Here is a 15,048-nt window from a genome sequence, read left to right on the forward strand (position 1 = left end):
GCGCTCAGATCCAGCCGGGCAGCCAGTTGTGCAGGAGCCAGAAGTCGTACGGCACGCTCATCCCGGTCCACAGTGGGTAGAAGAACGCCGACACCAGCACGACGACGCCCAGGAAGACTGCCACGGTGCGCTCGCCGGACTGGCGTCGATGCAGCGGGTCCTCCCGTCGACCGGCGATCTGCTGCAGCACGACCGCGAGACCGATCACGAGGAACGGCGCCATCGCCATCGTGTAGAACTGGAAGATCGTCCGCTCGGGGAACAGCAGCCACGGCACGTACGTGGCGGCGAGGCCCACCAGGGGGAACGTGAGGGCCGGACCGATCGGCCGCCGTTCGATCCAGCTGCGCACCAGGCGGTAGAGCAGGTAGACGGCCGCGGCGACACCCGCGTACCAGATGAGCGGATTGGGGATCGTCGAGATCACGGCGATGCAGTGGTCGACCCCGCAGGGTGCGGGATCGGTGCCGACCCACACCGCCGTCGGCCGCAGCAGCAGCGGCCACTCCCAGGCCGGGCTCGCATAGGGGTGGCCTTTGCTGAGTCCGACATGGAAGTTCAGGATCGCCTGGTGGTAGTTCCACAGGGCGACCAGCGGGTTCGGATCCGCCTGACGGGCGTATCCGCCTGAGGTCACCAGCCAGCCGGTCCAGCTGACGAGGTACGTGGCGAGCGCGGGGAACACGAGCAGCACGAACGACACGGGTCCCTGCAGGAACGCCGCGGCGCTGGGCCACAGGACGATCCCCGCGCGACGTCTGGCCAGCGCGTCCGTCACGACGACATAGAGCCCGAACGCCGCCAGCGCGTACAGCCCCGACCACTTCACGGCGGAGGCGGCGCCGAGCGCGACGCCCGCGGCGATCAGCCAGGGCCGCCGCCACAGCACCGGTCCCCACATCGGGTCGGGGGAGTCGGGGTCGGGGCGCTCGAGGACCGGGATCGTGCGATCGCGGTCGTACAGGATGAACAGCGCGCCCAGCAGCAGGAAGAACGTCAACGGGCCGTCGAGCAGGGCGATGCGGCTCATCACGATGCCGAGTCCGTCGATGGCGAGCAGCAGAGCGGCCACCGTCGCCACGGCGATGGAGCGGGTCAGTCGACGTGCGACCAGGTAGACCAGCAGGACGGTCGCCGTACCGAGCACCGCCACCGAGATCCTCCAGCCGACCGTGTCGTCCGGGCCGCCGATCGCCATGCCCAGCGCGATCAGCCATTTGCCCAGTGGCGGGTGGACGATGAACGAGCCCGTCTCCGAGAGCGGCAGCTGCTGGAGGGTGATGAACGCCTCGTTGGCGTTCTTGCCCCAAGTGCCCTCGTACCCCAGGGTCCACAGCGACCATGCGTCCTTGACGTAGTAGGTCTCGTCGAACGCGAGCTGGTGCGGGTGGCCGAGGTTCACCAGCCGCAGCACCGCCGCGAGCACGGTCACGAGCAGCGGTGCCACCCAGCGCAGCATCCGATGTGTTCGGGCGTCGGACAGCATCCCCTCGTACAGCTGCCCGAAGCGCGTCGACCGCTCCTCAGGGGGCGGGAGCAGAGGCAGGGGCGCGGTCACCGGTCCAGCCTAGACAACCAGGCAACCCGACCCGCCTTGGGCGTCCGCCTAAGCTGGGCGGGTGATCATCCTCGCTGCGACCCCGATCGGAAATCTCGGGGACGTCTCGCGCCGTCTCGTCGAAGTGCTGGAGAACGCCGAGGTGGTCGTCGCCGAGGACACCCGCACCACGCAGCGGCTGCTGCAGGCGCTGCAGATCGCGAACCGCCCGCGGCTGATCGCGCTGCACGACCACAACGAGAAGCAGAAGGCAGCGGAGCTCGCGGCCCTCGCCGTCGAGACCGACGTCGTCGTCGTGAGCGATGCGGGGATGCCTGCGATCAGCGACCCCGGGTACGGGCTCGTCGCCGAGGCCGTCGCCCAGGGTGTGACGGTGACGGCGATCCCCGGACCCAGCGCCGTCCTGATGGCGCTGTCGATCTCGGGGCTGCCGACCGATCGCTTCACGTTCGAGGGCTTCCTGCCGCGCAAGCCGGGGGACCGGCGTTCGACGCTGCGCGCGCTCGCCGCGGAACCGCGGACCATGGTCTTCTTCGAGTCGCCGGCGCGGCTGGCGTCGTCGCTGGCTGACATGGGTGCGGCCTTCGGAGAGGATCGGCGGATCGCCGTGTGCCGCGAGCTGACGAAGTTCTACGAGGAGGTCCGCCGGGGGACGGCCGCCGAGCTGGTCGAGTGGGCGTCCGCGGGGGTCAAGGGCGAGATCGTCGTCGTCGTCGAGGGCGCGCCCCGACGGGAGGCGTCGGCGGAGGACGCGCTGGCGCAGGTGCAGCACCTGGTGGCATCCGGTCTGCGCCTGAAGGACGCCTGCGCCGAGGTCGCCGCGGCCACGGGACTGTCTTCGCGCGACCTGTATCAGGCGGCGCTCGCGGCTCGCCGCTGATGTCGAGCCACTCCGACGACGGCATCGGCGCCGCGTACGACGCGAGGGCGGCCGAGTACATCGCGCTGGCCGGCACGATCGAGCAGCTCGACCCGCGGGATGCCGAGGTCATCGCGGCGTGGCGCGATGCCACGGACGGACAGCTGCTGGATGCCGGGTGCGGGCCGGGCCTGTGGACCGAGTTCCTCAGCCGCGGCGGACGCCAGGCTCGGGGCATCGATCTGTCGGCCGAGTTCATCGCGAACGCGCGGCAGCGGCATCCCGGCCTGCCATTCGACGTGGGCACGTTCCGCCGGCTGCCGCTCGAGGACGGCTCCGTCGGCGGCATCCTCGCGTGGTACTCGCTCATCCACACGCCGCCGGCCGATCTGCCGGAGGTCCTGCGCGAGTTCGCCCGTGTGCTCGCTCCCGGTGGCACGCTCCTGATCGGCTTCTTCGACGGTGAGCCGCGCACGCCCTTCGCCCATGCGGTCGCCCCTGCGTACTTCTGGTCCGCCGAGGCGCTCGCCGCACTCCTGGTGGACGCCGGCTTCGAGGTCGTGTCGACCGAGACCCGTGGCCGCGAACCCGGCGAGATCAGCACCCGACGGCATGGTTCCGTGGTCGCGCGCCGCTGAACTCGCCTCGCCCCCGAGCAACCCGCCTCGAACCCGAGCGCCTCGCAAGTCCGATTGCGCTTCACAAGTCCGCACTGGCGGCATCCTGACTTCGCAGGCGCACATGGACGTGTGGGGCGCACGGGCGGTGCCGCGCCGACGGGTAGCCTGGTGCACACGCAACCGGAGGAGGACCGAGCGTGAGCAAGAAGGCGACCGTCTACGACGTCGCTGAGCGCGCCGGGGTGTCGATCGCGACGGTCTCGCGAGTGCTGCGGCAGCCGGATGCGGTGCGCCCGGCCACCCGGGAGCGCGTGCTCGACTCGGTGACCGCCCTCGGCTACGTTCCCAGCGGCAGCGCCCGAGGACTCGCCGAGCGCCGCACCGGCGTGCTCGGACTCTACTTCCCCGGATTCGACGCCTCGGAGGATGCGCCCGACCTCGACGTGCTGGCAGACGGGCGGGCCGAGCGGCCGCCGTTCACGATCGAGCAGGCGTCATCGGACGCCGGTGCTCCGCATCCGACCATGCTGTTCCTCGACGAGGTGCTGCGCGGCGCCGAGCTCGAGGCCTGGAAGCAGGGCTTCGTCCTGATGATCGGCGTCGGCCGCGATGATCCCGGCCGCGAGACCGCGCGCGACATCGCGGGTCGTGTCGACGGGCTCATGGTGCTCGCCCAGAGTGTGCCGGATGACGTGCTCGCCCGCCTCGCCCGGCGGATCCCGGTCGTGGTCCTGTCCGGTCCCGCCCGCGGCGACACATACGATCACGTGACCGTCAGCAACGCGGAGGCGATGGCGGAGCTGACCCGGCTGGTGCTCGCGCAGGCGGACGAGGGAACACTGGCCTTCATCGCAGGTCCAGAGGACTCGCCGGACGGCGCGCAGCGCTGGGACGGGTTCGCTGCGGCCATCGCGGATGCCGGCGTCGCGATCGAGGATGTGACGGTGCTGCGCGGTGACTTCACCCGGGCGTCGGGGCGACGCGCCGCCGAGGAGCTGATCGAGCGCGGTGTCCCGACGGCGCTGGTCGCGGCCAACGACCAGATGGCGCTCGGGGCGATCGACGCGTTCCGCTCGGCCGGCATCCGCGTCCCGGATGATGTGCGCGTCACCGGCTTCGACGGGATCGAGGCGGGGGCGCTGTCGCGTCCGGCCCTCACCACGGTGCGTCAGCCGATGATCGACCTTGGCCGTGCGGCGGTCCAGCTCCTCGCGCGTCGCCTGGAGCGACCGGATGCCGCGCCGATGACCGTGCGACTGCCGCTGCAGATCCTCGTGCGCGAGAGCTCGCAGCGCCCCGCCGGAGACTGACGTTCAGACGCGGTCGTGCAGCGTGATGCGGTAGCTGTCGGGGTCGGCGAAGGTGAACGTGCGGCCGAACGGGCCGTCGATCGGCTCGGCGACGATCGTGTGGCCGTCGGCCGCAAGCGCGTCGTGGATCGCCTGGACGTCTGTCGCATGCAGCCAGATCGCCGCACCGATCCCCGGCTGCTCCACGGCGTCGATCTCGGTGCCGGGCGCGAGGTCGCGGAGCGCGAAGGCGATCGGTGTGGTCTCGAAGACCACGGCGTGCGGCGGGCCGGCGGGAGAGCGCACGAGTCCGAGGTACTGCTCGTAGAACGACTGGGCGGAGGGCAGATCGCGGACCTGGAGGGAGACGAAGTCGGGGCCGGTGACGGGCATGATGCTCTTTCCTGTTCGATGTCAGTTATCTGACATGCTGGGATCGTATGTCAGAATACTGACATGAGTCAAGACGGCATCGATCTGGACACGTCGCTGGGGTACCTCGTCAAGGAGGCCTCCAGCGCGCTGCGGTCGGCGATGGAGGAGGTCCTGCGTCCGCTCGGGATGACCATCACGCACTATTCCTGCCTCGAGCTGCTGGCCCAGCGGCCGGGGCTCTCCAATTCGGAGCTCGCACGGGGTGCGTTCGTCACGAGGCAGTCGATGAACGTGCTGCTGCAGGCACTGGAGCGGAACGGGTTCGTCTCCAGGCCCGCCGAGCCGCCCCTGGGCAAGGTGCTTCCGACCAGCCTCACGGCGAAGGGGCGACGGGAGCTCGCGGCCGCCACCGCCGCTGTCCGAGGAGTGGAGCGGCGGATGTTGGAGGGCATGACCCTCGCTGAGCAGGACGCCGCCCGTCGCGCGCTGCGCAGCATGGTCCGGGCCCTACGCCCCGCGCGCTGAGCGGGCGCCGGGCGTGATAACGCGGCCGAGAGGGGGTTGCGGTCGCAAAATGTATGCGCTTACAATTGCAGGAGCGGCTTCGGCCGCGGGGCGCCCCGACCCGCGGGACACCCTTCATGACACAGACGACATGAGGTGGCAGTGTGGCGAAGACGCACATGCTCCGGCGCTGGCGGAGAGCCGCGATCGTGGGACTGGCGGCAGCAGCCGTGGTCCTCAGCGGTTGCAGCATCCAGATCAGTTCGCAGCCCGATCCATCGATCGGCGACGACACGATGCTCATCAATGCGGACAAGGGGAACCCGTTCTTCACGCGAAACTTCAACCCGTACCTGACGAACACGCGTACGGCGTCGCGGTGGATCTACGAGCCGCTGATCCTGGTGAACCCGCTCGACGGAACCCAGAACCCCTGGCTCGCGACGGAGTGGTCGCAGCCGGACGCCCGCACGATCGTGATGACGATCCGCGACGACGTCGAGTGGAGCGACGGCGAGAAGCTGACGCCCGATGACGTGGCGTTCACCTTCCAGCTGCTGAAGGACAACCCCTCGCTCGACATCAAGGGCGCCTGGCAGCACCTCGAGACCGTCGAGACCGACGGGAATGACGTCATCATGCACCTGCAGACCGACGATGCCCCCTCGCTTCCGATCCTCGGCCAGACCATGATCGTGCCGGAGCATCTGTGGTCCGACGTGAAGGACCCCGGCACCTTCCGCAACGAGAACCCGGTCGGCACCGGTCCGTTCGTGCTGGGCAACTACAACGACCAGCAGTACTCGATGGACAAGAACCCCGACTACTGGCAGGCCGACAAGATCGAGATCGAGCACATCATCCTGCCGTCGACCAACTCGCAGCTCGACACCGTCACCCGCGGCTACGACTGGGCGTACTCGTTCATCTCCGACGTCGAGGGCACCTGGGGTGCGGCCAGCGAGCACAACGCCTGGTGGTTCCCGCCCGGCGGCGTGATCGCGCTGATGCCGAACCTCGAGGTCGCGCCGTTCGACGACGTGAACGTGCGCCGAGGCATCGCCCTCTCGCTCGACCGCGAGGAGATCGCCGAGACCGCGTCCGAGGGCTACATGAAGCCCGCGGGCCAGACCGGGCTCATCCTCCCCAACCAGGAGGAGTACCTGGATCCGAGCATCCCCGACCAGGGCATGATCACGCAGGACACGGATGCCGCGCTCGACGCCTTCGCCGAGGCGGGGTACACGCTCGACGGCGACCGGCTCGTGGGCGCCGACGGCGAGCAGCTCGAGTTCGCGCTGACGACGGCCAACGGGTTCTCGGACTGGACCCGCGCCGCGCAGACCGTGCAGAGCCAGCTGTCGAAGGTCGGCGTCAAGGTGACGCTCAAGCTCCCGCAGCCGGCCGGCTACCAGAGCGCCATCAGCAACGGCGACTTCGAGATGGCCATCGGCGGCATGGGCAACGGCGACGTGTACCAGGCATACAACAACCTGCTCTCCAGCCAGTTCTACGTGCCGTCCGGCGAGACGACCGCGAACAACTTCCAGCGGTACCGCTCGGATGAGGCCGACGCGCTGCTCGCCGAGTACCGCGAGACGGTCGACCCCGCCCGTCAGAGCGAGATCGTGCAGGAGCTGCAGGGCATCGTCTACGAGGAGATGCCGGTCATCGGGCTGTACTACGGCGGTATCTGGGGCCTGTTCAGCGACGCCAAGTTCACCGGCTGGCCGTCGGAGGAGGACCCGTACATGATCCCGCAGAACTACGACTCGGCGCCGCTGGGTATCTTCACCCGGCTCGAGCGCGTGAAGGAGGACGACCGATGAAGTACGTCCTGCAGAAGGTCGGCTTGTTCGTGCTCACGCTGTGGGCGGCGATCACCCTGAACTTCTTCCTTCCGCGGCTGATGCCCGGTTCGCCCGCGGATGCCGCGATCGCCAAGCTCTCGCAGAACGGCCCGGTGTCCGATGCGACGCGCGCCGCGATCGAGGCCCAGCTCGGTGTGCCGACCGGCTCGATCTGGGATCAGTACGTCGCCTACCTCGGTCAGGTCGCACGACTCGACTTCGGCGTCTCGTACACGTTCTACCCGCAGACCGTGTCGAGCATGGTCTCGACCGCGCTGCCGTACACGATCGGCCTCGTCGGCATCGTCACGATCCTCGCGTTCGTGATCGGCACCCTGATCGGCACCGCCGCCGCCTGGCGTCGCGGCACGTGGCTGGACTCGCTGCCGACGCTGACCGGCTCCTTCCTCAGCACCTTCCCCTACTTCTGGACAGCGCTGCTGCTGCTGTTCTTCTTCGGGTACGTGCTGCACTGGTTCCCGACCACGGGCGCCTATTCGGCGACGACCACGCCGGGCTTCACCTGGGACTTCATCGTCGATCTCGTGCAGCATGCGATCCTCCCGGCGGTGACGATCCTGTTGACGTCGCTCGGCGGCTGGATCATCGGTATGCGCAACGCGATGATCAACACGCTGGGTGACGACTACGTGACCTTCGCCGAGGCGAACGGCCTGCACGGTCGCACGATCGCGCTCCGCTATGCCGCACGAAACGCGATCCTGCCGAACCTCACCGGCTTCGGGCTCACGCTCGGAGGCGTGGTCGGCGGATCCATCCTCGTGGAGCAGGTGTTCGGCTATCCCGGCATCGGATATCTGCTCTTCAACGCCGTGATCGGGCAGGACTACCCGCTCATGCAGGCGCTCTTCCTGATGATCACCGTCAGCGTGCTCGTCGCCAACTTCCTCGTCGACATCCTGTACGGCGTGCTGGATCCAAGGACCCGCCGATGACCTCCACCATGAATGTCAAGGTTCCCTCCGACCGGATCGCGGCTCCCAGCCCGTGGCGCTCGTTCGCCCGGATGGTGGGCACCCTCTGGTCCAACGGCAAGGCCCGGCTGGGCCTCATCATCCTCGGTCTGTTCGTGGTGGTCGCGGTGTTCGCTCCGCTCCTCGCCCCGTACGGACCGAAGGAGAACACCTTCGAGCGCAACGCCGACGCGTCGGCCGCGCACTGGCTGGGCACCACCGCCGCAGGCGAAGACGTCCTGAGCCAGCTGATCTACGGCTCGCAGATCAGCCTCCTGGTCGGCATGGCCGCCGGCCTCCTCTCGACGATCGTCGCGGTGCTGATCGGGCTCAGCTGGGGCTATATGCGCGGTTTCCTGGGCGAGGTGGTCGGCTTCATCGTCAACCTCTTCCTCGTGATCCCCGGGCTGCCGCTCATGATCGTGATCGCCGCGTACCTGCAGAACGGCGGCATCCTGATGATCATCGCGGTGATCGTCGTCACCGGCTGGGCCTGGGGTGCGCGCGTGCTGCGCAGCCAGACGCAGTCGCTGCGAGGCAACGACTTCGTCACCTCGGCGCAGTTCTCGGGTGACAGCCGGGCGCGCATCGTGTTCCGCGAGATCCTGCCGAACATGACCTCGATCATCGCCGGAACCCTCTTCGGTGCCGCCACTGCGGCGATCCTGGCCGAAGCGGGGCTGGAGTTCCTCGGGCTCGGCGACTCGAGCATCGTCAGCTGGGGCACCATGCTCTACTGGGCGCAGAACTCCAACTCGCTGCTCACCGGGCAGTGGCTGCTGCTGTTCGCCCCCGGTCTCTGCATCGCCCTGCTCGCCCTGAGCCTGACGCTGATCAACTTCGGCGTGGATGGGATCTCCAATCCGCGCCTGCGAGAGGGGAAGGGCCGATGAGCGCCATGGAAGCGAACACCGCCGTCACGGACGATGTCCTCCTGGATGTCCAGGGCCTGTCGGTCGAGTACGCCTCGCCCGGCACCACGCCGGTCACCGCCGTCGAGGACGTCTCGTTCACGCTGCGCCGAGGCGAGTTCGTCGGTCTCGTGGGCGAGTCCGGCTCAGGCAAGTCGACCCTCGGCTTCGCGCTCACCCGCCTGCAGAAGCCGCCGGCTCGCATCAGCGGCGGGCGCATCCTGTTCGACGGTCGCGACATCCGAGAGCTCGACGCCGAGGAGCTGCGACGTCAGCGCCAGGGCGGGTTCGCGATGGTGCTGCAGTCGGGCATGAACGCGCTGAACCCGGTGCGTACGATCGGCAACCACTTCCGCGACATCTTCGCCGCGCACGGGCACGTGGCCCGCGACCATCGGGATGCGAGGGCGCGCGAGCTGATCGGCAAGGTCGGTCTCGACCCTGCAGTGCTGGCCAGGTACCCGAGCGAGCTCTCCGGCGGCATGCGCCAGCGCACCTCGATCGCGCTGGCCCTCTCGCTCGAACCGCAGCTGATGGTGTTCGATGAGCCGACCACGGCGCTCGACGTGCTCGTGCAGCACGCCGTCATGGACACCATCAAGGATCTCCAGCGCACCGAGCACTTCACCGCGATCCTCATCAGCCACGACCTGGGCATCGTGCTCGAGGCGACCGATCGGGTGATGGTGATGCACGAGGGGCGGATCGTCGAAGACGCACCGAGCCTCGACATCCTGCAGCGTCCTCAGGACGAGTACACGCGGATGCTGCTGAGCCACTACGCCGATCCACGGGCCGAGTCGATCTCGATCCCCGGGTTCGTCGACCTCGGCACCCGGCGCCGTGAGGGGCAGTCCCGTACCGACTTGACCGAGACCCTGCCGACGGTGTCGCAGCGCGACACCCGGCGGGCGGATGCTGCGATCGTCGTCGAGGGCGTGTCCAAGCGCTACCCCGCACCTCGTCGCGGCGAGCAGCCGGTCACGGCGGTCGACGACGTGTCGTTCCGACTGGAACCGGGGGAGGCGCTGGCACTCGTCGGCGCTTCGGGGTCGGGCAAGTCCACGCTCGCGAAGCTCATCACCGGAGTCGAGAAGCCGACCGAGGGCACCGTGCGCTTCGGCGACGTAGACGTCGCGACCCTGCGGCGCAAGGGACTCCGTGAGCTCCGCAAGGACGTGCAGATGGTGTTCCAGGATCCGTATGCGGCGCTGAACCCGCTGCACACAGTCGAGTACGCGCTGAGTCGGCCGATCCGCAACTACACGCCGCTGCGCGGTGACGAGGCCAGAGCCCGCGTGCTCGAGCTCCTCGAGACCGTGGGCCTGACTCCGGTCGAGCAGTTCGCCGCGAAGCTGCCGCACCAGCTCTCGGGCGGACAGCGTCAGCGCGTGGTCATCGCCAGGGCCCTGGCGAGCGATCCGCAGGTGCTGATCGCCGACGAGCCGGTGTCGATGCTCGATGTCTCGCTGCGAGCCGGCGTGCTCGCGCTGCTCGAGGACCTGCGCGAGAGGTGGGGCATCAGCATGCTCTACATCACGCACGACCTCTTGAGCGCCCGCCTCGTGACCGAGAACATCCTCGTGCTCAACAGCGGCCGCGTCGTCGAACGCGGCGAGACCTCCCAGGTCCTGCAGCATCCGGAGGACCCGTACACGGTCCAGCTCCTGGATGCCGTGCCGAATCCATCCCGAATCTCGCGATAGAGAGGAGCACTCGTGCTCACATTCCCTGACGGCTTTCTCTGGGGTGCTGCGACCGCAGCCCATCAGGTGGAGGGGAACAACACGACCAGCAACTGGTGGGCCATGGAGCATGCTCCCGGGTCTCCCATGGTGGAGCCGTCGGGCGACGCCGCCGATCACTTCCACCGGTACCCGGAGGACATGAGGCTGCTGGCGGATGCCGGCCTCAACTCCTACCGCTTCTCGATGGAGTGGGCCCGCATCGAGCCGGAGCGCGGGTTCGTCTCGCGCGCGATGCTCGATCACTACCGCCGCATGATCGACACCGCACGCGAGAACGGGCTCGACCCGACGGTGACCCTGATGCACTTCACGGTGCCGCAGTGGTTCCAGAAGGACGGGTTCTGGCGCGCGGACGACGCCGTCGATCTGTTCTCCCGCTACGTCGAGACTGTGCTCCCGATCCTGGAGGGCGTCACGTACGTCTGCACGATCAACGAGCCGAACATCGCGGCGATGCTCGCCGGGGGAGAGGAAGCCTCGAACCTCGTCGCGTACGGTCTGCCGAACCCCGACCTCGCGGTCGCCGACACGCTGCTGGACGCGCATCACCGCGCCTCCGAGATCCTGCACTCCGTCTCGGGTGTGCAGGCCGGGTGGACGATCGCGACGCAGGCCTTCCACTCCACGGGAGAGCCGGGCGCGGACGAGATGCTGGCCGAGTACGGCGATCCTCGCGACCACTGGTACCTCGACCAGTCCGCCGGTGACGACTTCGTCGGCGTGCAGGCCTACACCCGCACGTTCATCGGCCCCGAAGGGCCCCGCCCGGTCGCCGACGACGTCGAGACCACGCTGACCGGCTGGGAGTTCTTCCCCGAGGCGCTCGAGCTCGGCGTCCGCAGCGCCTGGGAGCGCAGCGGCGGGGTGCCGGTGCTCGTGACCGAGAACGGCATCGCGACCGCCGACGACACCCGGCGGATCGCGTACACGCAGGGCGCCCTCGAGGGTCTGCACCGCGCGATCTCCGACGGTATCGAGGTCAAGGCGTACCAGCACTGGAGCGCACTGGACAACTACGAGTGGGCCAGCGGATTCCGTCCGACCTTCGGGCTCATCGGCTTCGACCACGAGACGTTCGAGCGCTCGCCGAAGCCGTCGCTCGCCTGGCTCGGCGAGGTCGCACGGCGCAACGGTCTCTGAGGCGGGAGCGGCCCCGGCACCAGATGCCGGGGCTACTCTCGGTTCATGACCACTGCAGCCACGACGACCAGCGGCGACCGGCTGCGATCGGCCGCAGCCGGGCTGAGCGCGACCGTCGTCGCGGTCGGCCTGGCGGAGCTCGTGGCCGCGGTCGTCGAACCGAGCGCGAGTCCGTTCGCCGTCATCGGCGGGCAGCTCATCGACCTGGCGCCGAGCTGGGCGAAGGATGCCGCGATCGCGCTGTTCGGCACCGGCGACAAGATCGCGCTGATCACCGGCATCGCGGTCGTGCTCGTGGCCGTCGCCGCCCTCGCCGGCATCCTCGAGTCGCGGCGCGCGGGTGTCGGATCCGCGATCCTCGGCGCACTCGGTGCGCTCGCACTCGTCGCGGCCCTGATCCGTCCGGGGGCCGGCCCCTTCGCCTGGCTGCCGGGGCTCGTGGCGGGAGTCGCCGCAGTCGTCGCGCTCCGCCTGCTCATGCGCACGGTGCATCCGGTCCCGTATCTGCGCGCCGAGCACGAGGAGCGGCGCAGGTTCCTGCTCTGGACCACCGGCACCGCGGCCGTCGGAGTCGTGGCGCTGCTGGTCGGCACCGCGGCTCGCGGGGCCACCAGATCGATCGAGTCGGTGCGAGCGCTGCTGCGACTGCCGAAGCCGGTCGTGGGCGCTCCGGCCGTGCCGGTCTGCGCTGAGCTCGACATCCAGGGCCTCGCCGGAGTCGTCACCCCGAACTCCGCGTTCTACCGCATCGACACCGCGCTCATCGTGCCGCGCATCGACCCCGCAGACTGGTCGCTGCGCATCCACGGGATGGTCGAGCGCGAGGTCGTGATCACCTGGGACGAGCTCCTCGCCCTGCCGATGCAGGAGGCCCACGTGACCCTCGCCTGCGTGTCGAACCAGGTCGGCGGCGATCTGATCGGCAACGCTCTCTGGCTCGGATATCCGGTGCGCGAGCTGCTCGCGAGAGCGGGAGTCGACCCCGACGCCGACATGGTGCTGTCGACCTCGTCGGACGGCTTCACGGCCTCCACTCCGATCGAGGCGCTGACAGATGACCGCGACGCCCTGCTCGCCGTCGGGATGAACGGCGACCCGCTGCCCCTCGAGCACGGGTTCCCGGTGCGCATGGTGGTGCCGGGCCTCTACGGCTACGTGTCGGCGACGAAGTGGGTCACGCAGCTGGAGGTCACGCGCTTCGACCGCGCATCCGCCTACTGGACCGACCGCGGCTGGTCGGAGCGCGGACCGGTGAAGCTGCAGTCGCGCATCGACGTGCCCCGTCGGGGGACTCGGATCGACGCAGGGGATGCGGTGATCGCCGGCATGGCGTGGCAGCAGCACGTGGGTGTCGAGGGGGTCGAGGTGCGGATCGACGGCGGTGCATGGCGCCGTGCGGAGCTCGCCACGCCGATCTCCGTCGACACCTGGGTGCAGTGGCGTCTGGACTGGTCGGCGGAGAGTGGATCGCACACGATCGAGTGCCGCGCGCTCAGCGCCGACGGCGAGACGCAGACCTCGGATCCGGCCGACGTCGTGCCCGACGGCGCCCAGGGGTGGCACCGCGTCGAGGTGTCGGTCTCCTGAGCGTAACCACCCCCGGCATCCCACCTAGAATTGTCCCCATGCCCGCAGGCGAATCGTTCTACATCACCACGCCCATCTACTACCCCTCCGATGTGCCGCACATCGGCCACGGGTACACCTCGGTGGCTGTCGACGCGCTCGCGCGCTGGCACCGTCAGGGCGGCGATGACACGTGGATGCTGACAGGTACAGACGAGCACGGGCAGAAGATGCTGCGCGCCGCGGCGGCGAACAACGTCACCCCCCAGGAATGGGTCGACAAGCTCGTCACCGAGTCGTGGTTCCCGCTGCTGGAGACGCTCGACGTCGCCAACGACGACTTCATCCGCACCACGCAGGAACGCCACGAGAAGAACGTGCAGACGTTCTTCCAGCGTCTCTACGACCGTGGTTACATCTACGCGGGTGAGTACGAGGCGCTGTACTGCGTGGGCTGTGAGGAGTTCAAGCCCGAGTCCGAGATCGTCGACGGCACCGGGCCCTTCGAGGGTCTGAAGGTGTGTGCGATCCACTCCAAGCCGCTCGAGCTGCTGCAGGAGAAGAACTACTTCTTCAAGCTCAGCGAGTTCCAGGACCGCCTGCTCGAGCTGTACAGGACCAGGCCCGACTTCGTGCGTCCCGATTCCGCGCGCAACGAGGTTGTCTCCTTCGTGAGCCAGGGCCTCAAGGACCTCTCGATCTCGCGCTCGACGTTCGACTGGGGCATCCCGCTCCCGTGGGACGAGTCGCACGTCATCTACGTGTGGGTCGACGCCCTGCTCAACTACGCGACAGCCGTCGGCTACGGCTCCGATCAGGAGACGTTCGACCGCCGCTGGCCCGCGTATCACGTGGTGGGCAAGGACATCCTGCGCTTCCACGCCGTGATCTGGCCCGCACTGCTCATGGCTGCGGGGCTCGAGGTGCCCCAGGGTGTCTTCGCCCACGGCTGGCTGCTCGTCGGCGGCGAGAAGATGTCGAAGTCGAAGCTCACCGGCATCGCTCCGACGGAGATCACCGACGTGTTCGGCTCCGACGCGTACCGGTACTACTTCCTCTCCGCGATCGCGTTCGGGCAGGACGGCTCCTTCTCGTGGGAGGACCTGTCCGCGCGCTACCAGGCGGAGCTCGCCAACGGGTTCGGCAACCTCGCCTCGCGCACCACGGCGATGATCCAGAAGTACTTCGACGGCGTCGTGCCCGAGCCGGCCGACTACACCGAGAAGGACCTCGAGATCCAGCAGATCGTCGCGGATGCGGCGTCGAAGGCGGATGCCTCGATCGAGCAGTTCCGCATCGACGAGGCCATCTCGTCGATCTGGACGATCGTCGACGCTCTGAACGGCTACATCACGGCAAACGAGCCGTGGGCGCTGGCCAAGCAGTCGAACAGCGGAGACGAGGCTCAGCGCGGGCGCCTCGGCACCGTGCTCTACACGTGTGCCGAGGGCCTGCGGGCGCTCGCGGTGCTGCTCTCGCCGATCATGCCGCAGTCGACCGAGAAGCTCTGGGTCGCGCTCGGCGCCGCCGCGGAGCTGGGTGCTCTGCAGGACCAGCCGATCCGCGAGGCAGGGGCATGGGGCGTGCTGCGCCCCGGAAGCACAGTCACCGCTCTCGCGCCGCTGTTCCCGCGCGTGGAGCAGACCGCCTGAGC

13 protein-coding genes are annotated in these 15,048 nt (G+C 68.9%); 11 read left to right on the plus strand and 2 right to left on the minus strand.

The window, feature by feature from the left end:
* Positions 1-4: 4 nt before the first annotated feature.
* Positions 5-1,558, minus strand: coding sequence for a dolichyl-phosphate-mannose--protein mannosyltransferase (locus BLW44_RS06525; RefSeq protein ID WP_060928545.1), 1,554 nt, complete (start codon positions 1,556-1,558; stop codon positions 5-7).
* Positions 1,559-1,619: 61 nt separating this feature from the next.
* Here BLW44_RS06525 and rsmI point away from each other — a divergent pair, with 61 nt between their 5' ends.
* The 3 genes from rsmI (at position 1,620) to BLW44_RS06540 (ending at position 4,347) form a co-directional block, all read left to right on the plus strand.
* Entirely contained in the window at positions 1,620-2,438 is an 819-nt protein-coding gene (rsmI, locus tag BLW44_RS06530; RefSeq protein WP_060928546.1) for a 16S rRNA (cytidine(1402)-2'-O)-methyltransferase, read from the plus strand.
* Complete coding sequence (locus BLW44_RS06535; protein ID WP_060928758.1) at positions 2,438-3,055, plus strand: class I SAM-dependent methyltransferase; 618 nt, start codon at positions 2,438-2,440, stop codon at positions 3,053-3,055. Before rsmI ends, BLW44_RS06535 begins: the two co-directional genes overlap by 1 nt.
* Before the next feature lie 179 nt (positions 3,056-3,234).
* On the plus strand, positions 3,235-4,347 hold the full coding sequence (locus BLW44_RS06540; protein ID WP_060928757.1) for a LacI family DNA-binding transcriptional regulator: 1,113 nt from the start codon (positions 3,235-3,237) through the stop codon (positions 4,345-4,347).
* Between the two features lie 3 nt (positions 4,348-4,350).
* On the opposite strand, the gene BLW44_RS06545 is transcribed toward BLW44_RS06540, so the two are convergent.
* Positions 4,351-4,719 (minus strand): VOC family protein, encoded by a 369-nt coding sequence (locus BLW44_RS06545; RefSeq protein ID WP_060928756.1) that lies wholly within the window; start codon positions 4,717-4,719, stop codon positions 4,351-4,353.
* 63 nt (positions 4,720-4,782) lie between these two features.
* Between BLW44_RS06545 and BLW44_RS06550 the strand changes: the two genes are divergently transcribed.
* The 8 genes from BLW44_RS06550 (at position 4,783) to metG (ending at position 15,046) form a co-directional block, all read left to right on the plus strand.
* A complete protein-coding gene (locus tag BLW44_RS06550) occupies positions 4,783-5,226 on the plus strand; it encodes a MarR family winged helix-turn-helix transcriptional regulator (RefSeq protein ID WP_060928755.1) in 444 nt (147 codons plus the stop codon).
* A gap of 143 nt (positions 5,227-5,369) precedes the next feature.
* Positions 5,370-7,034, plus strand: coding sequence for an ABC transporter substrate-binding protein (locus BLW44_RS06555; RefSeq protein WP_245647495.1), 1,665 nt, complete (start codon positions 5,370-5,372; stop codon positions 7,032-7,034).
* Positions 7,031-8,011: an ABC transporter permease gene (locus BLW44_RS06560; protein WP_060928754.1), complete on the plus strand. Its 981-nt coding sequence runs from the start codon at positions 7,031-7,033 to the stop codon at positions 8,009-8,011. Before BLW44_RS06555 ends, BLW44_RS06560 begins: the two co-directional genes overlap by 4 nt.
* Entirely contained in the window at positions 8,008-8,922 is a 915-nt protein-coding gene (locus BLW44_RS06565) for an ABC transporter permease (RefSeq protein ID WP_060928753.1), read from the plus strand. Before BLW44_RS06560 ends, BLW44_RS06565 begins: the two co-directional genes overlap by 4 nt.
* Positions 8,919-10,646 (plus strand): ABC transporter ATP-binding protein, encoded by a 1,728-nt coding sequence (locus BLW44_RS06570; protein WP_083389571.1) that lies wholly within the window; start codon positions 8,919-8,921, stop codon positions 10,644-10,646. The genes BLW44_RS06565 and BLW44_RS06570 overlap by 4 nt, the downstream gene beginning before the upstream one ends.
* A 12-nt stretch (positions 10,647-10,658) precedes the next feature.
* Positions 10,659-11,828, plus strand: a complete 1,170-nt coding sequence (locus BLW44_RS06575; RefSeq protein ID WP_060928429.1) for a glycoside hydrolase family 1 protein — start codon at positions 10,659-10,661, stop codon at positions 11,826-11,828.
* A 45-nt stretch (positions 11,829-11,873) separates the two neighbouring features.
* Positions 11,874-13,415: a molybdopterin-dependent oxidoreductase gene (locus tag BLW44_RS06580; RefSeq protein ID WP_060928428.1), complete on the plus strand. Its 1,542-nt coding sequence runs from the start codon at positions 11,874-11,876 to the stop codon at positions 13,413-13,415.
* 38 nt (positions 13,416-13,453) lie between these two features.
* A complete protein-coding gene (metG, locus tag BLW44_RS06585) occupies positions 13,454-15,046 on the plus strand; it encodes a methionine--tRNA ligase (RefSeq protein ID WP_060928427.1) in 1,593 nt (530 codons plus the stop codon).
* Positions 15,047-15,048 lie beyond the last annotated feature (2 nt).

Source organism: Microbacterium hydrocarbonoxydans (genome assembly GCF_900105205.1).
In the GTDB taxonomy this organism is placed as follows: domain Bacteria; phylum Actinomycetota; class Actinomycetes; order Actinomycetales; family Microbacteriaceae; genus Microbacterium; species Microbacterium hydrocarbonoxydans.